The organism is Parachlamydia sp. (genome assembly GCF_050255895.1).
GTDB classification, from domain to species: Bacteria; Chlamydiota; Chlamydiia; order Chlamydiales; family Parachlamydiaceae; genus Parachlamydia; species Parachlamydia acanthamoebae.
Genome location: NZ_JBFWIR010000037.1, coordinates 14,060 through 31,494, shown reverse-complemented (window position 1 = coordinate 31,494; position 17,435 = coordinate 14,060). Strand labels below are relative to the sequence as shown.

Below are 17,435 nucleotides of genomic sequence, written 5' to 3'. Positions count from 1 at the left end.
TGAATGTTTGAAAAAAGACAAAGATCAATTATTTAGCTTTTATGATTTTCCAGGCATGCATTGGCAACATATAAGAACAACGAATCCAATCGAATCAACATTTGCAACTATTAGGCACCGCACACGACAAACCAAAGGCTGTGGGTCCAGAACAGCTATACTTGCCATGGTTTACAAGCTTTCAATGGAAGCGCAAAAGCGATGGCGAAAATTAAAAGGTCATGAGTTGATTAGCAAACTGATTTTTGGTGTGCAGTTTAAAGATGGGGAAGAAGTCTTTAACATGAAATACACAGCTTAATTTTTAAAAAATTGGATGCGCTACTAAATGCTCAAAACACAACATTTGACAATATCTCCCAGTGGTACTGTATATGCAGTAGTCATTAAGCCCCCTATAATGGTATTATAGGCTATTGACTGTATAGCTGTTGCAGGACCTGCGAGCATTAGATTTGATCCATTGCAGAATATATCATTGCGTTAAGTTCTCAAAAAATAAAGGTTTTTTTAGAAGTTGATCTGACGTTGCCCAATTGAAATACTATTATTATATGCAAGCTCAATTGGGGGGCCAAGTATTTCAATGCATCTGTCCTCTCATGCTCCCACTAGGATTGCTTTGCATCCAATTTTCGGATCTTTCCATTTCGCGGAGTTGAGGAGGGATTTCATCGGCATGCACAGCTTCAGCTGTTGTATGAGGTGGATGTTGATACCAATCCGGAACTAAATAGCTTGTGAGATGGTTTCTTACTTTAAAGATTGTGAACATACCACCCATTTCAATTACGCCAAAAGGACCTGGATTTCCTATCGGTGAGATATTAGCGGGAGACTTCATGTGATGAGCGCCTTGCATCTCAAACATCTCTCCCATGCCATTAATGTTCATGAGCCCCATAAAATCTGGGAAAAATTTTCGAATACGTTCTTCAATTCCTCGTTTATTAATTCCAGTTAAATTTGGAAGGTCATGCTGCATCTGATTCATGATGTGATGAGATTTGTGACAGTGAAAGGCCCAATCTCCAGGATTGTCGGCAATAAATTCTATATCTCGTGTTTCTCCGGGGGCTACGCTAACAGTATTTTCAGTGTACTGAGCCGAGAGGGGCAATCTTTTAGCTCCTTTTCTTGTGACTGTAAATTCATGTCCATGCAGGTGAATGGGATGACTATTCATCATGACATTTGCTAGGCGAATTCGCACTCGATCTCCAGTTTTTACCACCAAAGATTCAGTCATTGGATAAAGCACACTATTGAAGGTAAAAATGTTAAAATCTAGCATTTCAAAAGGAATAGGAGTCATTGTTCCCATTGGAATCCGCCATTCGTGTAAAAAAATAGCAAAATCGCGATCGACAGAAGGTTCTTCCTGTACTTTTGGATGGATAATAAAAAATCCCATCATACCAAGAGCGATTTGAGTCATCTCATCATAATGGGGATGGTACATAAAGGTTCCATTTTGTATGAGTGTGAACTCATATTTGAAAGTTTGGCCAGGCTGAATTGCGTTTTGGTTGAGTCCTGTCACCCCATCCATTCCATTTGGAAGGATAATGCCATGCCAATGGACTGTTGTAGGTTCATTAAGCCTATTCGTTACATAAATTCGAACTTTTTCTCCTTCTGTAGCTTCGATGGTAGGGCCTGGGCTTGATCCATTATATCCCCAACAGTTAACCCAAAATCCCGGAGCAAATTCTCTGCGTATGGGTTCGGCGATCAAATGAAAAACTTTGACATCTCCATCCATTATCCAAGGTAAAGTGGCGACATTGGGTGTGATAACAGACTGAGCGCATAATGAATGAATGAACAGGAAAGTGAAAAAAATGAGATGGGTTTTCATTTGGTATCACCGCAGTTCGAAATTTTGTAGAGTTTGCCCCCTAAAGCTCTATCAAGCTGAACTCTTGCCATCCAATAATTGCGTAATGCGAGGATGTAGTGGCGAAATGCGAGTATTTGTTGTCGTTTATTTTCTAGGAGGCGATCAATGCCAAGCCCCATAACGTTATAGAGTTCTTCTGAAGAGACTAGGATTTGATTTTGTGTGGGGATTATCCGATTTCTGTAATCTTCAATAATTTTTAAGTTATTGAAGATTAGTTTATGTGCTTCGCGGACTTCAGATAGAATCTGAATTTCTAAGCTAGCTAATCTGTCTTGGGCCTGTCGCAATTCTGCTTGAAGACGCATCCGTGCCGCTTGTCCATAATTGAATAAGGGGATTTCCCCCGAGAAAGCCGGGCCAAGTGTATCTAGACCGTCAGGATCCCTTTCACCACAAATTCCGATTCGACCGTTTGTATACACCCACCATTGTTTAATGCCTAATTTTTGGCATAAGCGCAGAACTTCAAAGCGGGCCATTTGTAGATCCAGCCTTTCACTAAAAGCTGTGCTTTCCAATTGTCCAATTGGATAGCCTTTACAATTGATAGGGGGAGGATCAGTAGATATGGTCCATTGCGGTTCTTCAAAAAAACCGAGCAATCGATTTAATTTCTCCCTTAATCGAATGACTTCGTTCTGAACCCTGGCAAATTCTAGCTTTGATTCTAAGAAATGATTTTGTATGAGTTGGAAATCAAGACGATTAATATTATAAACATTTCTCTGACGGAGGGTAATTTCATTTTGAATGGACAGCAATTCAACAATCAATAAAGTATACTTGAGATCCTGTTGAAAGGCTTGCAACTCGTAATAGGTTTGTTCCACATCAAAAGCTAAATCTAAAATGTCGTTAGTCACTCTTAACGTAGTTTGTTCGAGCTCGACTTTTGCTACCTTTACTCGCAGGGGAATGAGAAAGAGATCGATAAAGCTCGCTGTGATGGAATATTCAATATCTGGCACAAATTTTCTTTTATCAGGATAGCGGACGAAAAGATCAAAAAAGGGGTTAGAAAATAATCCTGCTTCTATTAGGTCTGCAGTCGAAATGCCAATTTCTTCAAACGTTGCCTGGATGTTAGGATTATTGAGCAAAGCTATTTGTACAGCTACATCAACGGTTAATTCTTCCTGGAGAAGCTTCTGAATGTTTTCTTCAATTTGACTGGCATGATCCCTTTTGTGATTCCAAGTCACAATTTTATCGAGACGTCTTTCGAGTGCAGATGAAACAAACACATCATCTGATCGTTGTATTTTTTGGCAGCCAAAAACGAGGCATAAGATGGCTATAGGAATAAGATTGTAACAAAAGCTTGCCACTCAGATTAACTCCATGCGTTTCTGTTTATGGGGTAATCCATACAAAGAGAGCACAATTTTGTAAAGGGAACTATTAGAAAATTTAAAAAACTTTTATATATTGCAAACAGGTTGCAAAATTATCTATTATAAGGAATTTATGGTTTTAGAACTAACACAGAGGACGTCCAATTTCAAATTGGCCCCTATCAGGTGCTAAAAAGCATTAATCAAGGAGAAAAAGGGGACATTTTTCTTGTTTACGATCCTGTTAACAAACGCAAAGTTGCTCTAAAACGTCTTTTTAAAACCAGTAAAAATACACATTATTATAAGCAATTTTTAAACGAGGCACACCTTACTTCGGAGCTTTCCCATTCTTCTATTATTAGCATTTATTCGATTGTGATGAAAAGGATCAAGTCTATTACACCATGCCTTATATTGAAGGTGAAACACTTAAAGAATTGATAAAAAGTGCTCAACAAAGAGAAATCGACAGACTTCCGCTAAATGCCAAACATAGTGTAACCACATTCGTTCACTATTTTCTTAAAATTTGTCAAGCTGTCGCCTATGCCTATTCAAAAGAGATTCTTCATCGCGATTTAAAACCATCCAATGTGTTGATCGGAGTTTTTGGAGATATACGCGTTTTCGATTGGGGATTGGCAATTTCGACAAAACAAATCAAGTCTTCACATAAAAAAACAAAGACTATTGCTGGAACAATCATTTATCTAGCTCCTGAGGTTGCTTTAGGAGGATCCCCTTCTATTCAAAGTGAGGTTTATGCTTTAGGGTTAATTCTCTATGAGATTTTGACTCTACGTTATCCATTTCATAGAGAAAATCTCCATGAATATTACCAAAACATGTACAAAGAGAGTCTTGTAGATCCTGTGTACGTTTCTGTAAATCGGCACATTCCACCTCTATTATCCCAAATGGCCATGAAATGTCTTGCTGAAAGCCCTGAGAAAAGATACCAGTCTGTCGAAGAAATCATTGAAGCACTCGAAATGTATTTGCAGATGCGCCCAGGATGGATTCAAATTGCAGATATGGAAACAAGTGTATGGGATATTAAAGAGGAAATTTCGATCGCTGGGCATGTAAAATCCTTGGTGATTTCTCAGCCTTTATTTACGGAAAGCAAATTAGAAGCTCAGATTCAGCTCAATGAAGATTCGGATGGAATCGGTTTTTTGCTTGGAATAGCAGCTCCTGAAAAAGAAAATTTCAATGCTTGCGACTTCATCTGGATCTCTTGTGATGACTAGAATAAGTCAGCTGAGCTCTGGCATTTACCTAAGCTTGTTTTTAAAAATCCAGAGGTCTCTCTCAAGAGAGAAGTCACTTATCAATTTCGCATAGAAAATACTAAGGAAAGCTTATGTCTTTATGTGAATGATAGACTTCTTCTCTCCCATGCGCATTATGTACCTCAAAAGGGCACCCACATGGGGTTATATTTGTCTTCCACTGATTTTATTGATGAGATCAAACTTTTTGTGGATTGCAAATATTTTGCAGAGGATCCATTAGGCTTAGGAAATTATTTTTTAGCTCATCATCAGTATCAAGCTGCTTTGGAAAAATATAAGAGCGTAGATACCAATTTTGAGATAGGAAATGAAGCGATTTTTATGGCCGGAATTACGCTTTTGGAAGAAGCAAAAAATCATGAAAGTTCAAAAGTTAAGGAAGCTTTAAGGATATTTGAGAAGTTGCTAGCGACATCTGCTGCACCTTTGGGATACTTAGGGCATACCCTTGTTTATCAATGGCTTAATGATCTAGAAAAAGAAATGCAGGCTTTTACAAAGGGATTAACAGCTTTTTCGCATCACCCTCTGATTGCCATTTTACAACAACATTTGGAAGACCGCATCCGTGAGACTATTTTTGATGCTCAAAAGCATGGTCAGTTTATTTTAATCGCTCTAATCTGTCTTCCAACAGAGCGATTATTAAAATTTAAAAATCTCTTCAGATCATTAAAGCACCGCTTAAAACCCCTTTATTTTATCGAAGAAACTGAGTTAGCAGAGGCGGATGACGCATATCAATACCAGTCTCTAGCTATCCATTTAGCCTTCTTACTTGCCAAATCGCAACAAGTTGATGAAATTCTAATTGCATTAATAAGCTCGGCTTCCACCCTGCTGCCGCTCTTCGAACAAGGTCTCATGGCATTGATTGAATTAGGTTTTTGGGAATGTGCTCGGAAAAAAATAGAAATACTATCGCAGCAATTTTTAGGTGTTCAAGCGATTGCACATTTGAGATGGATAAAAGAGGCGATAAACATTCATCGTAAAGAGGATATCCGCCTCTCATTTTTATCAGAACTCCCCTGGAAATTGTCGATTCAGCATTTGCGACCTGTTTTTCATATTCTTAATGAACTTCTGCTGTTGCGGCAAACCAATGTTGTGATTAAGACAGCTAAGTCATTGATCAAAAGACATGAATTACAACCTGAGCATCAATTAAAATTGATTCACCTAAAAATTCGAGCTTACTTTCAGGATAGGCAATGGGATTTAGCGGAAGAGCTTCTTCAACAGCATTTTAATGAAACACATGCCGATTATCCTTTTTTAATGAGCTGTTTGCGCCATATGAGAGAAGACGTCCCTTCTGGGGTTTCAAAAATCCGTGAAGAGGTGTCTTTATGGGAAAAAGACAAATTTATCGTGATTATATTCTTTTTTTTCAGTGTGTTCAGGATGCAAAAAAAGAGCAAAGATAGAGGGTATTAGAGAGAGAAACATGGATGGGAAAGGGAATTTTTTAGTAAAATTTTTAATTGAAATTGAAATCAAAATATGTCAGTTAAATAATAATGCAAGTTCTGTACAGTCTTCGCAATCAGCTCAAAACGTTAATCCTGCCACTACAACAACTACGACCCACCCAACAAGCACTTGCTCAACAAATACAGACACAACAAGAAGAAGCATTTCGTCAACAAGCAGCTCAAGGGGTTGTGGACGAAGCAACAGGCAAAGCAGGACGTAGAAATTTGTCAAATCTAGGTACAAAGATTTAGCACAAATAATCTCTGTTCAGAGAGGCAAACTGGGAAGTTTGCCTCTTTTTTATCATTCTTTTTTATTTTTCCATGTTAACCATATGACATTTTTGATAAAGGAACGTTAACGCTTCATCCATTTCCATTGACAGGTTAGTAATGAAAAATGATCTCGATAGAAAAATAAAAATTGAAGAGTGGTATGGGGTTATTCTCTCCTTTATCTATTATTTTTGCGTGCTAGGCTCTTATTACATCATGCGCCCATTACGAGATCAGCTGGCGGCAGAAGTGGGCTCGGCTCAATTACCAGGGTTTTTTGCTGCGACTTTTATCGTGATGCTTCTATTAACTCCATTATTTGCCTGGTTAGTTTCTCGTTGGCCGCGCCGTGTGATCATGCCAGTAGTTAATCTATTTTTCATTGCTTGCCAGCTCCTTTTTATTCCCTTATTTGGTCATCAAGCCTGGCTTTCAGCTCAGTCTTTTGGGCTCATTTTTTTTGTTTGGGTCAGTGTATTCAATTTGTTTGTGGTATCGGTATTTTGGAGCTTTATGACAGACATTTGGAGTGATGCTCAAGCCCGGCGCTTGTTTCCTATTATCGCTTTAGGTGGAACGCTTGGAGCTGTGGTTGGTCCAATGATTACGCGTACTCTTGTAGAGGTCATAAGGCTGCCTTTGTTACTTGCTGTTTCAGCGGGATTACTGCTTATAGCTGTTCTATGTGTGATTATTTTAGGGAATTGGGCGCATCAATTTGGCTTTCATAGAAATGAAGTGGCTAGTGAGGCCGCTGTGGGTGGGGGGATGCTCGATGGTTTAAAGCAAATTTTTACCAATCCTTTCATCGGGTACATGGCACTTATGATGCTTTTAAACGATGCTATCGGAACAGTTGCTTATGCTTTGATTACAGATTACTCAGGAGCAGCTTTTCCAAATGATGCGGTTGCTCAGACTCGGTTTGCTAGTAATATGGACCTCTCGTCAAATATCATTCAGGTGGTTGTGCAGCTGACAACCACGCGTTGGTTATTGGTGAGTTATGGAGCAGGGGCTGTGTTTGCCATCTGGACAGTCATCGTTGTTTGTGCTTGTTTAATCATGGTTCTAGTCAATCCTTATGCGCCGATTTTTGGTACAATGCCCTATTTGGCGCTCGTTTTGATTTTGACTCGTGCGCTTGTGCATGGAATGATCCAGCCCGCACGTGAAACGCTTTATACACTTGTTCCGCGTGATTTACGCTATAAGGGGAAAAATGCGGTGGATACGGTTGTTTGGCGGGCGGGGGACGTTTTATCTCTGCTATCCATTAATGGATTTCGAGCTTTAGGTGTCAATGTCGCGGGATTTGGGTTGATCTGGGCTGGGTTAGCTGCAGCTTCTGGCTGGCTCGGCTGGCGTTTGGCCAATCAAGCCGAAAAAGGGTATTTCGAAAAATAAGGTGACAGTTCTTGTTAGACTTCAATCTTCTTTTCTTTGGTTTTTGGAGTGGCTTTCTTGCATCCTTCCCTTTCTTTTTGTGAAAGTTTAAGCTTCGTTGCGCAGTACTTCTACTGCTTCAGCATGGGGCACTGATCTAGAGATGTGTGATTATTTGTGTGATGACCTAAGGACTAAAAAATCTCTAGAAGATGAAGAAGCTTCACATTGACTTGTTGAAGAATCAACAAAAAGAGATTCAGGAAAAAGATTGAAGTTTGAAAGGTACTTAATTTTTTTTTAACTTTTAGACCAAACTTGGTTGAGTGCCTATAAAATTCACAACCTGAGATGTGAATGAAGTCATGTTGCCCAAAAGCTTTTCTTATTCGATTGAGAAATATCTTTGTTACATCCTAAGATGAAAAAAAACATTTAATTATTAACTCTTGATTCATTTAAGGAATGCATATGGTTAAGCCAATTCTAGGCTTTGGAAAGTGTTTAAATGGGAAAGTTGCTGTTGTCACTGGAGCTGCCCGTGGAATTGGTCGTGCAACGGCGGTTGCTTTTGCTCGAGAAGGGGCACATGTGATCGGAATCGACATTTGCGGGCCGGTTTGTCCACGTTCAGGAGTCGATGCTTCCACTCCACAAGATTTGATTGAGACGGGTTTAGAGGTTAAAAAAGAGGGAAGCCGTTGGCTGAGTATGGAGCTTGATCAAAGAAATTTATCAGCTCTTAAAGAAGCTGTTTTGCATATAGAAAAAGAATTTGGGGGGGTGGATATCGTTTTTGCAAATGCGGGTATTCAAGAATTTAGGCCTTTGCTTGAAATGGATGATCGAGATTGGCAGACGCATATTGATGTGAATTTGACGGGTACAGCAAATGTCATTCGCACTTTTGCTCCTTATCTAATTAAAAGAGGAGGCGGACGGATTATTGTCACGACATCTACACAAGGTCGACATGGAACAAAGTACGGAGCAGCTTATTCAGCCTCTAAATGGGGGATCATTGGACTTATGAAATCCGCGGCAGAAGAATTGGGCGAGTATGGAATTACAGTGAACGCTGTTGTTCCCGGCTTAATTAATACACCTCTGACACGGCATGAGGAAAGGTACGCGCAAATCTTGGAAGATGCTGGAAAAGAGCCGACGGGCAGCTTTGCTGATGAAAATATTGCTAAAAAAATCTTGGCCAATAAAACTCCACTTGGAGTTCCTTGGATTGAGCCAGAAGATGTTGCTCCAGTTGTCGTCTTCTTATCCTCGGATGCTGCTCGCATGGTATCGGGAGCTACCTACGATGTGACTGCAGGGGATAGTGCACATTATTCTTGAATCATTCGGCCAGCCTTTTGCTTCAATCATTTTGAGATAGTGAAATTTCTTCAGAAATATTATATTTGACCGATTTAAAACTACAATTTCGTGAGACAGTATGAGAAGCGTAGAAATTTCAAATGGCAGGGCGTATATTATTAGTTCGAATTATGACATTCCTTTTTATCACGAAAACGGCGATCCCAATAAATTAGTTTTAAAGGGAGCTTCTTTCAAAATTCATACAGGTTTGATGGCTAAGGCGATGTCTTTATTTGGCTTTGCATTAAAATTTCAGGCCATTGTTAATGGAGAGAGGCAAGTGATCTTTGTTAATAAACAAAGCTTTGCTAAGCATGTTGTCCGGTCTTATATCGTGCATGCCTCGAAAGAATTTTCAATAGGGATGATGCCAAAAGGACAATATGTGAGGTCGCTTGCAGAAAATTATTCTATTCCTATGTCAAAAATGATCAACATGATCGAAATTTTTGTACTGAAAAATTTTAGTACTTATAAAAAAAGCAGAGGGGCTTTTAAAGATTTGACCGTTTTTTACGAAGGAATGATTAAGATCTGTTTAGAAAAGGATAAAAATGAGAGTCCAAAAGATTAGAATAGAAGGGCCATGTCGACCCTATATTATTAAAGCTTAATGGTAATCTCTTGTAGAATGTTTAGACCATCTTCTAAATGTTGCTCATGGATCAAAATTTCTATTCCCCCTTGGCTAAAACCAAGATGAGGAAGAATCCCACTTGCATCGTTTGATTTTAGAACGCAAAGGATATCTTCATTTTCGAAATGGGATTTGATCAAATTTGCCTGAACAATATCAAAAGTCCGATAGATGCAAACAAAATTATTCATAGTTATCAGCAATCCCTCCTCAACTTTTAATGTTTACAACAGATTTAATGAGCTGATATGTATCTTGAAACATCGCGTTTCTTTTGCTTTCATTGATTGAATCATTTCCTAATTTAACAAGCATTTCATACCATTGGTTTTTTTCATTATTTTCATTAGGATTTTTAAAAAGATAGAAAGCGAAATATCCTGATGATGCATTATCAAAATAGTTTCCAGTAAAAAGAAAAAATGATTCGCGCTCTTCCGCCAAAGAAATGTCGCTAAAGACTGTTGTTGTTCGCATCGCTTCTGCAGTTAAAATATCTTCAGCGGCACTTATCCCTTCATATTTCCCGCCTTTATTTTTTGGAGAGTTCGTAAAAGAAAAATGAAATTCTAAAGGTATTTGCCGATGTTTGCCAACAACTCGTGTATAATAGCGTGTGTACTCACAAGTCCACTTATTACTATCTGCAACAATGGAGTAACAGCCTTTTATCGAATAAACTTTATGGATAGCGTGCAAAGGAAATGAAGTTAGGAAAAGAAAAGGAAGGATGAAAATGGAAAATTTCTTTATAAAATTCATTGAAAAAAGCATTTGCACCTCGTAACTGCTTTAGATAGGAAAACTTTTGAGTAAATTTAAAGTAGCCTATTCTACATTTGAAATTGTTTCAATTATTATTTAGTGAAAGCACATTTTGCGCAATCTGAAAGAAAATTTTCTTGAATAAAGGAATTCAAATTTACACAACCCGTCGCTTCCGATGCTGTCTCGTGATTGCATACAAAATCAACAGAAGCTTTAACGGCTCCGCAGGAAGTATGGCCCATCACAAGAATAAGTTTAGCTTTGGCTACAGCAACTATATTCAATACAGTCAAAAACTTTAGGGCTTGCGACATTGTCTGCATTTCACGACTGCTAAAATCCCCATTTCAAGTTTGGGGTACTTATCTGGGAAGTTCAATATGTAATACTTTATCCCCTGTTAAAAGACAAACCACATGACAGCAAAGGTCACAAAATCAAATATCGAACTAATTGGGCCAATGAAAACCATGAATTTAGCAATGCCCTGTGGATCCCATTTACGTGGTTTAATGAGAAATTCCTCATCTACACAATCAAAAGGAATGGTTGTTTGAGAAAAATCATATAATAGATTTTGAAGCAAAATTTGTACGGATAGCATAGGTAAAAATGGAAGCAGTGCACTAGCTCCAAGCACACTAAATACGTTTCCAAAATTAGAGCTTAAAGCCATTTTGATATATTTGATAATATTTCCAAAAGTTTTGCGTCCCTCAATTACACCATCTGCTAAAAACATGAGATTTTTTTCAAGCATGATGATATCAGCAGATTCTTTGGCAATATCCACAGCAGTATCTACTGAAATGCCAATATCAGCCTCGCGAAAGGCTGGAGCATCATTAATTCCATCCCCCAGAAAACCCACTGTGTGACCATTTGATTTGAGGGTAGAGACCACTCTTGATTTTTGTAGAGGGGTTAATTTTGCAAAGACCGTCGTTTTCTCAACGGCAATCTTTAATTCCTCCTCACTGAGTTTGTCAATTTGACTTCCCAGTAGGGTGCCTTCATTCACTAAATTGACCCATTTGCAAATTTTTTGGGTGACTAATTCATTATCTCCGGTCAATATCTTGACATTCACTCCATACGTATTCAAATAAGCAATCGCTTTTTGTGCTGAGAGCTTAGGAGGATCAAGAAATGCTAAAAAGCCCATAAAAACAAGGTCTTGTTCATCACCAACTTTATATTCTTTATTTATTACAACAGGGAATTCCCCGTAGGAAACTCCGAGCACGCGTAGGCCATCACAACTCAAATCATTTTTAATAGAATCTATTTTTTCTTTGACTTCAGCAGTGATGGGCACTTTAGAGCCATTCATTCTAACTGTATTACAAATGGCTAGAGTTTCTTCTACTGCCCCTTTACAAACTAACAATTGTGTTTCTGGATCTTTTTGCACGACAACAGACATTCGACGACGAGCAAAGTCAAAGGGAATTTCATCAACTTTTCGGAAATTCTTATTGAGATTTATTTTTTTTTCTATTTCGGTATGTTGTAGAACCGCCACATCTAAAAGATTTTTTAATCCTGTCTGATAGAAACTATTTAGGTAGCCATAGAAAAGGACTTCTTCATTTTCATTTCCTTCTGCATCTAGATGCTGTTCAAGAATAATGTGATCTTGAGTCAACGTTCCTGTTTTATCTGTGCATAAAATATCCATGGCCCCAAAATTTTGTATGGAATTCAATCGTTTTACCACTACCTTACTGCGTGACATTTGGACAGCCCCTCTTGCCAAGTTTGCGGTTACAATCATTGGCAACATTTCGGGGGTTAGACCAATCGCAATGGCGAGAGAAAAAGTAAGGCTTCTAGCCATTCCCCTTGGTTAAGCCGTTGAGAAGAAAGACACAGGGAACCATGACAAATATAAATTTTATTAATAACCAGGTGACTTTGTTAATTCCTAGGTCAAAGCTCGTTAAAGGGGCTTTCCCTGTGATGTTTGCAGACAATGTTCCTAAGTATGTATTTTGATTAGTCTTCAGAACAATGGCTGTGGCGGAGCCATTAAGGACGTTAGTTCCCATAAAACAGAGGTTTGGCATTTCTAGCGGGTTAGCTGCGTCTTCTTTGGGCTTTAAAGCTCCATCTTTTTCCACAGGAAATGATTCTCCAGTTAGGGAAGACTGACTAATATATAATTCTTTGGCAGCGATTAACCGTAAGTCAGCGGGAACCATATCTCCTGCAGAGAGATGAATAATGTCACCAGGAACAATGGATTTTATTGATTTCATAGCTTTTTGTTTCGGAGTCGGGAGATGGGCGCCGAAGGACTGTTGCTTTTGTACTGACTAAGGCTTTAAGTTTTTCCGCCGCTTTATTAGATCGATATTCCTGTATGAACCGCATTAAAACACTGATAATGACCATAAATGTAATGATGACTACAGAATCGTATTGCTTGAGAAAGAATGAAACAACACCCAAAAAAATCATTAAAACAACAAAAGGATTTTTAAAGTTACCGAGCATTAGAGAGTACCAAGTCGGAGGCCTTTCATGGACAATTTCATTAGCACCATATTTCAGCAATCGTTCTTCAGCTTCCTTTTGAACTAGTCCGGTTATCGAGCTTTCCAGTTCTTTGTAAATATATTCCAAAGAAACCTTGGAATAGGCGAGAAGGATCGATGAAATTTTTTTATCCGTTTCATGAACCGTATTATGTGTTGTAAAAAAAAGAGACTTCAATGAATGAATCATTTCTTGCAACTTCATATCCGTTCCTTTTCAGTAAACAATGATAAAAAAAATATTGTAATAAATGAAAAATATTGCCAGCGTATGAACATGTCCTAATCGTCATTAAAATTGATGCGATATAAAATGCATCATTTAATAGCAGGCTTATTCTTGCATTCAAAGATTGTGGAATGCACATTTTTTTCTTCAAACAAATAATTTTTGGCTTTTTCAAGCGAGTAGATTAACTTTTTTCAGGTTTTCGATTGGCTTGGACTGCCTGTAAATTTTCTGAATCTGCAGTTTGGAAAAAAGAAACTTCGGCTGTGCTGATATCATACATTGCTCCCACAAGAGCGATTTTGCCTTGTGAGATCATGTCATTTAAAATCGAACTATTTTTACGAATCTCTTGCATGGTTTGTAGAACATTTTGGTAGGAAATTTCATTTAGATATTCTTCTTTTTTTTGTGGATTCCAGTTAGTAAAATCTTTGCAATCATTAAGATTTATGGACTTTTGAATTTCAACAATCAAGGAATCCAAATTGACACAACCCGTCGCTTCCGATGCTGTCTTGTGGTTGCATACAAAATCAACAGAAGCTTTAACGGCTCCACAGGAAGTATGGCCCATCACAAGAATTAGCTTAGCTCCGGCTACTGCACAACTATACTCAATACTGCCTAAAACTTTAGGGCTTGCGACATTACCGGCTATTCGTACACTGAAAATATCTCCTATGCTCAAATCAAAGATTAATTCGACTGGAGAGCGGGAATCAATACAACTTAAAATGACTGCCATGGGGAATTGTCCTCTAGAAGTTGCATTGAGTTGTCGGTCTAAATTGCGTGTAAGCCGAGTGCCTTCACGAAAACGTAAATTGCCATCCTGAAGAATTTCTAGAATACGTTTTGGTGTTAAATTTTCCTGCATTTCGCGACTGCTAAAATCCACATATTGGATGCGGTCTTCTAGCTGAGGGTATTTATCTTTGAATCCAAGGAGACTAACCACAACTTTATGCGTGTTTGCTGTTGTACTCTGGAAATCTGTGATTAAATCCAAAATATCAGGATCTATGTAGTCCGTATTGTTGGCATCAATCAAAACATGTCCTCCGGCAGGAACATTTTTTAATGTTGTTTCGAGAGACGCTCGATTGAAAAAACTCACTTGGTTGGGAAGTTCAATATGTAAAACTTCATCTCCTGTTGCGTGTTTTTCCATCGTTTTTTTAATGGGACGCCTGATATTGCTGTGTAAGATGAAACAAATGGAAGTTGCTAAACCAATCAAGACCCCGATTAAAAGGTCTGTAAAAACAATTGCACCAACGGTGATGATAAATGGAAGAAATTGATTTTTTCCTTCTTTCCACATTTGCATCAAAATAACAGGGCTAGCAAGCTTCAACCCTGTAATTAATAAGATAGCGGCTAAAGCTGACAGGGGGATTTGGTTTAACACGTATGGAATGAGTATGACGCTGCCTAAGATCAAAAAACCATGCCAAATGGTGCTAAGCTTTGTTTTTCCACCCGCATTGATATTGACAGAACTGCGCACAATGACACTTGTAACTGGTAATGCTCCGATTAACCCTGCCACAATATTACCAAACCCTTGTGCTAGAAGCTCCCGATTTGGGGGGCTGATACGTTGCATGGGATCGATCTTATCCACAGCCTCTAAATTGAGGAGGGTCTCCAGAGAGGCAACTACAGCAATTGTTATTGCTGCCATGTATACAGCAGAATTTTTTAAAATATTCCAGTCTGGAAACGTCAAAAAATTGAAAAAATCCTGCGTGGATTTTGCTACGGGGACTTGAACCAGGTGGGTGGTGTCGAGTGCCCAATAGCCATCGTACTGTCTGAATAATAAATTAGCTAAAACACTTAAAACAATCACAACCAAAGGCGCAGGAATTAATGATTTCTTTAAAATATGAAAATTATCCCAGAATACTAGTAAAAAAATTGAAAGCATGCCAATTAAGGCTGCTCCTGGATGAATATCAAAAAAAGTCTCGATAATTTCTGTAAAAGTGTTCTGGTTGTCTGCTTGAAAAAAAGATTTATTTCCGAGGGGATCGACATCGTGACCCATGACGTGGGGGATTTGTTTCAAGATTAGGATGACCCCAATCGCCCAGAGCAAGCCTTTAATGACACTCGAGGGAAAAAAAACGGCAATAAAACCCAGCTGGCTAATACTTAGAATAATTTGAATAATTCCTGCTAAAACAACGGCAGCAAGGAAAGCTTCAAAAGAGCCTAGATGATGGATCTGAGCAGCCACTATAGCTGTTAACCCTGCAGCTGGACCACTTACACTCGTGCTCGATCCACTGATGAAACCCACAATAATCCCCCCGATAATTCCAGCTAAGATGCCAGAGAAAAGAGGGGCGTTTGATGCCAAGGCAACACCCAAACATAAAGGGAGTGCGACCAGAAAAACGACAAGACCTGCAATTAAGTCATAAGAAACTGTTTTAGAGAGAGAATGATTTGCCATCATTGAAGAAATTCCTCATGCCGATAATTCAAATAGATCAATTTTTCATAAATAATTATTTAAAACGTATTTGTCTACACCATTTTTTTATGAAGGCTTTTTTATTGGGAACTTTTGTATCAAAAAGATCGTTTTGCGTCAGATATTTGCGTTTTAGTGACAAACATACTAGCACAAAATAAGGGTGCTTTATGTGAATCCATGTTTTGAGCAAATTTTGGGTGCAACAAGAGCCATTTTTAACCCTTTTGAACAAGTTTTTTTTGATGGTTCACCTCATTATGGAAATGCTCATTAACATTATTCAGGAGAGGAAGAATAAAAAAGGTGCTGAAGAAGCTATAAAAATACAGGCAAATCAAAGTGGTACACTTAAGGGTGTGTTTGCCATTTATTAAAACTGTTGAGTGTGAATTAAGAGAATAACATGAAGGATGACGATGAGTGGCAAAAAGTATGGAAATCAAATGTAGAATTTCTGTTTTAAAGAACACAAGAAAAAGACATCCAAAAATTTTGATTGTCAAAAGTTAAAACTTTGCAGTAAGCTACCCTCTCGAAACTTTACAACTAAATTAATGCGAAATTCATGAATGATTCAAAGTTAGATAAAACCCATGCAATCATCGACTATTGGAGAAATTCATTAGCAGATGCAGACAGAATAAGTCTTTCAGCCAAAGATATGGATCAGGCGGAAATATTCCCCTTAAATGAACTTTTAAGTGGGCATCTCTCACGAGAAAAAATTCAACATTTTTTTGAAGAGGCAGAAAAAAGAGCTCGCGACAAACCAAAATATTCATCGAAAAAATTTCCTTTTACTGATGATGATTTCGAAATAAAACAATTACAAGTCATTATAGCGCCCTATGTTGCCGTAAAGAATTATAGGCATGGCCAACAGATTGTAGGTGAATATCGGACGGATAAAATATTTCCACTTTGGATGATGGCAAATCTTAATCGAGAAGGTATTTTGACAGTGGATGAGGGGAGTGTTTATCCATGGATCGATAGAAGATGTCTAGCTCCTCCAGAAGAATGTGGTAGAGGGTTGGGATATCCGATTCTTGGTGACGTTTCTGATGCAGATGCGTTTTATGCCAAACATGCGGTTTCACTTGATACGACATTGGAATGGCGAACATTCTTTTCTTACGCAAATAATTTATTATTTTCTCTATGCGATGGATCTGTTTTTTCGAAACAAGATTATACATTGACTGAAAAAAGTTTTGTGCTACCAAAAAATAGCATTGCAGAACCATCTCAAAACATTATTGCTACTTATGATCAATATCTTTTAACTCGTAAGACCATTCCTGCATTACTGAAAAAGTTTTCTTCGTTTAGCGACGAACCTTATTGTGACGATTTATCCCCCAAAGAACGTTTTATGGCGAGTTGTGAACATTTGGGACAAATGCAGATGGGCTATCCTCTATCCGCTTCTCAACGTGAGAGCATTAGCTATTTTTCTGATCCAGAACGTAATGAAATCGTGACTATTCATGGTCCTCCTGGTACAGGAAAAACAACTTTACTCCAAAGTATTATTGCTTCCAACTGGGTCGAATGCGCGTTAGAAAAAAAGAATCCTCCAATTCAAGTTGCAACTTCGACCAACAATCTTGCCGTTACTAATATTTTAGATCGTTTGAATGAAGCTGGAAAAGAAACGATTCGATGGCTGCCTAACTTCCACACTTATGGGCTTATCAAATAGAACAAGCTAA

The 17,435-nt window shown here is 38.3% G+C and carries 16 protein-coding genes and 1 pseudogene; 8 read left to right on the top strand and 9 right to left on the bottom strand.

Annotation, left to right across the window (positions count from 1 at the left end):
• A partial coding sequence (locus AB7E63_RS07915; protein ID WP_428419139.1) for a transposase occupies nt 1–301 on the top strand: 301 nt, incomplete at its 5' end.
• A 282-nt stretch (nt 302–583) separates the two neighbouring features.
• Here the strand turns inward: AB7E63_RS07915 and AB7E63_RS07910 are convergent.
• Together AB7E63_RS07910 and AB7E63_RS07905 are read right to left on the bottom strand one after the other, a co-directional pair.
• Nucleotides 584–1,861 (bottom strand): multicopper oxidase family protein, encoded by a 1,278-nt coding sequence (locus tag AB7E63_RS07910; RefSeq protein ID WP_006341768.1) that lies wholly within the window; start codon nt 1,859–1,861, stop codon nt 584–586.
• A complete protein-coding gene (locus AB7E63_RS07905; protein WP_006341767.1) occupies nt 1,858–3,234 on the bottom strand; it encodes a TolC family protein in 1,377 nt (458 codons plus the stop codon). Before AB7E63_RS07905 ends, AB7E63_RS07910 begins: the two co-directional genes overlap by 4 nt.
• Before the next feature lie 192 nt (nt 3,235–3,426).
• On the opposite strand from AB7E63_RS07905, the pseudogene AB7E63_RS07900 reads away from it, so the two are divergent.
• The 6 genes and pseudogenes from AB7E63_RS07900 to AB7E63_RS07875 all read left to right on the top strand — a co-directional run bounded on the left by AB7E63_RS07900 (nt 3,427) and on the right by AB7E63_RS07875 (nt 9,629).
• Nucleotides 3,427–4,496, top strand: a pseudogene (locus AB7E63_RS07900) (protein kinase domain-containing protein).
• Nucleotides 4,497–4,676: 180 nt separating this feature from the next.
• Nucleotides 4,677–5,981 (top strand): hypothetical protein, encoded by a 1,305-nt coding sequence (locus AB7E63_RS07895; RefSeq protein ID WP_036746359.1) that lies wholly within the window; start codon nt 4,677–4,679, stop codon nt 5,979–5,981.
• 83 nt (nt 5,982–6,064) lie between these two features.
• Nucleotides 6,065–6,271 carry a hypothetical protein gene (locus AB7E63_RS07890; protein ID WP_006341764.1) on the top strand — a complete coding sequence of 69 codons (207 nt, stop codon included), beginning with the start codon at nt 6,065–6,067 and terminating at the stop codon, nt 6,269–6,271.
• Between the two features lie 141 nt (nt 6,272–6,412).
• Nucleotides 6,413–7,702 carry an NTP/NDP exchange transporter gene (locus AB7E63_RS07885; RefSeq protein ID WP_006341763.1) on the top strand — a complete coding sequence of 430 codons (1,290 nt, stop codon included), beginning with the start codon at nt 6,413–6,415 and terminating at the stop codon, nt 7,700–7,702.
• A 450-nt stretch (nt 7,703–8,152) separates the two neighbouring features.
• Nucleotides 8,153–9,031 carry an SDR family NAD(P)-dependent oxidoreductase gene (locus AB7E63_RS07880; protein ID WP_428419136.1) on the top strand — a complete coding sequence of 293 codons (879 nt, stop codon included), beginning with the start codon at nt 8,153–8,155 and terminating at the stop codon, nt 9,029–9,031.
• 100 nt (nt 9,032–9,131) lie between these two features.
• The gene (locus AB7E63_RS07875) at nt 9,132–9,629 is read left to right on the top strand and encodes a hypothetical protein (protein WP_006341759.1); all 498 of its coding nucleotides are present in this window, start codon (nt 9,132–9,134) and stop codon (nt 9,627–9,629) included.
• A gap of 29 nt (nt 9,630–9,658) precedes the next feature.
• On the opposite strand, the gene AB7E63_RS07870 is transcribed toward AB7E63_RS07875, so the two are convergent.
• From AB7E63_RS07870 to AB7E63_RS07840, 7 genes are all read right to left on the bottom strand, one after another.
• On the bottom strand, nt 9,659–9,883 hold the full coding sequence (locus AB7E63_RS07870) for a DUF2007 domain-containing protein (protein WP_006341758.1): 225 nt from the start codon (nt 9,881–9,883) through the stop codon (nt 9,659–9,661).
• A 19-nt stretch (nt 9,884–9,902) separates the two neighbouring features.
• Complete coding sequence (locus AB7E63_RS07865) at nt 9,903–10,454, bottom strand: hypothetical protein (protein ID WP_241209002.1); 552 nt, start codon at nt 10,452–10,454, stop codon at nt 9,903–9,905.
• Nucleotides 10,455–10,549: 95 nt separating this feature from the next.
• Nucleotides 10,550–10,783 carry a carbonic anhydrase gene (locus AB7E63_RS07860; protein ID WP_036746355.1) on the bottom strand — a complete coding sequence of 78 codons (234 nt, stop codon included), beginning with the start codon at nt 10,781–10,783 and terminating at the stop codon, nt 10,550–10,552.
• 77 nt (nt 10,784–10,860) lie between these two features.
• Complete coding sequence (mgtA, locus tag AB7E63_RS07855) at nt 10,861–12,300, bottom strand: magnesium-translocating P-type ATPase (protein ID WP_006341755.1); 1,440 nt, start codon at nt 12,298–12,300, stop codon at nt 10,861–10,863.
• Nucleotides 12,293–12,721: a hypothetical protein gene (locus AB7E63_RS07850; RefSeq protein WP_006341754.1), complete on the bottom strand. Its 429-nt coding sequence runs from the start codon at nt 12,719–12,721 to the stop codon at nt 12,293–12,295. Before AB7E63_RS07850 ends, mgtA begins: the two co-directional genes overlap by 8 nt.
• A complete protein-coding gene (locus tag AB7E63_RS07845) occupies nt 12,690–13,205 on the bottom strand; it encodes a cation-transporting P-type ATPase (protein ID WP_006341753.1) in 516 nt (171 codons plus the stop codon). Before AB7E63_RS07845 ends, AB7E63_RS07850 begins: the two co-directional genes overlap by 32 nt.
• 208 nt (nt 13,206–13,413) lie before the next feature.
• Nucleotides 13,414–15,699, bottom strand: a complete 2,286-nt coding sequence (locus AB7E63_RS07840; RefSeq protein ID WP_006341752.1) for a bifunctional SulP family inorganic anion transporter/carbonic anhydrase — start codon at nt 15,697–15,699, stop codon at nt 13,414–13,416.
• A 586-nt stretch (nt 15,700–16,285) separates the two neighbouring features.
• On the opposite strand from AB7E63_RS07840, the gene AB7E63_RS07835 reads away from it, so the two are divergent.
• Nucleotides 16,286–17,425, top strand: coding sequence for an AAA domain-containing protein (locus AB7E63_RS07835; protein WP_006341749.1), 1,140 nt, complete (start codon nt 16,286–16,288; stop codon nt 17,423–17,425).
• The last annotated feature ends 10 nt before the right edge of the window (nt 17,426–17,435 follow it).

Bases quoted from the DNA above. Each gene is read 5' to 3' on its own strand.
- AB7E63_RS07910 (WP_006341768.1), bottom strand. From the start codon at position 1,861: ATGAAAACCCATCTCATTTTTTTCACTTTCCTGTTCATTCATTCATTA.
- AB7E63_RS07895 (WP_036746359.1), top strand. From the start codon at position 4,677: ATGGGGTTATATTTGTCTTCCACTGATTTTATTGATGAGATCAAACTT.
- AB7E63_RS07890 (WP_006341764.1), top strand. From the start codon at position 6,065: ATGCAAGTTCTGTACAGTCTTCGCAATCAGCTCAAAACGTTAATCCTG.
- AB7E63_RS07885 (WP_006341763.1), top strand. From the start codon at position 6,413: ATGAAAAATGATCTCGATAGAAAAATAAAAATTGAAGAGTGGTATGGG.
- AB7E63_RS07880 (WP_428419136.1), top strand. From the start codon at position 8,153: ATGGTTAAGCCAATTCTAGGCTTTGGAAAGTGTTTAAATGGGAAAGTT.
- AB7E63_RS07875 (WP_006341759.1), top strand. From the start codon at position 9,132: ATGAGAAGCGTAGAAATTTCAAATGGCAGGGCGTATATTATTAGTTCG.
- AB7E63_RS07870 (WP_006341758.1), bottom strand. From the start codon at position 9,883: ATGAATAATTTTGTTTGCATCTATCGGACTTTTGATATTGTTCAGGCA.
- AB7E63_RS07865 (WP_241209002.1), bottom strand. From the start codon at position 10,454: ATGAATTTTATAAAGAAATTTTCCATTTTCATCCTTCCTTTTCTTTTC.
- AB7E63_RS07860 (WP_036746355.1), bottom strand. From the start codon at position 10,783: ATGCAGACAATGTCGCAAGCCCTAAAGTTTTTGACTGTATTGAATATA.
- mgtA (WP_006341755.1), bottom strand. From the start codon at position 12,300: ATGGCTAGAAGCCTTACTTTTTCTCTCGCCATTGCGATTGGTCTAACC.
- AB7E63_RS07850 (WP_006341754.1), bottom strand. From the start codon at position 12,721: ATGAAATCAATAAAATCCATTGTTCCTGGTGACATTATTCATCTCTCT.
- AB7E63_RS07845 (WP_006341753.1), bottom strand. From the start codon at position 13,205: ATGAAGTTGCAAGAAATGATTCATTCATTGAAGTCTCTTTTTTTTACA.
- AB7E63_RS07840 (WP_006341752.1), bottom strand. From the start codon at position 15,699: ATGATGGCAAATCATTCTCTCTCTAAAACAGTTTCTTATGACTTAATT.
- AB7E63_RS07835 (WP_006341749.1), top strand. From the start codon at position 16,286: ATGAATGATTCAAAGTTAGATAAAACCCATGCAATCATCGACTATTGG.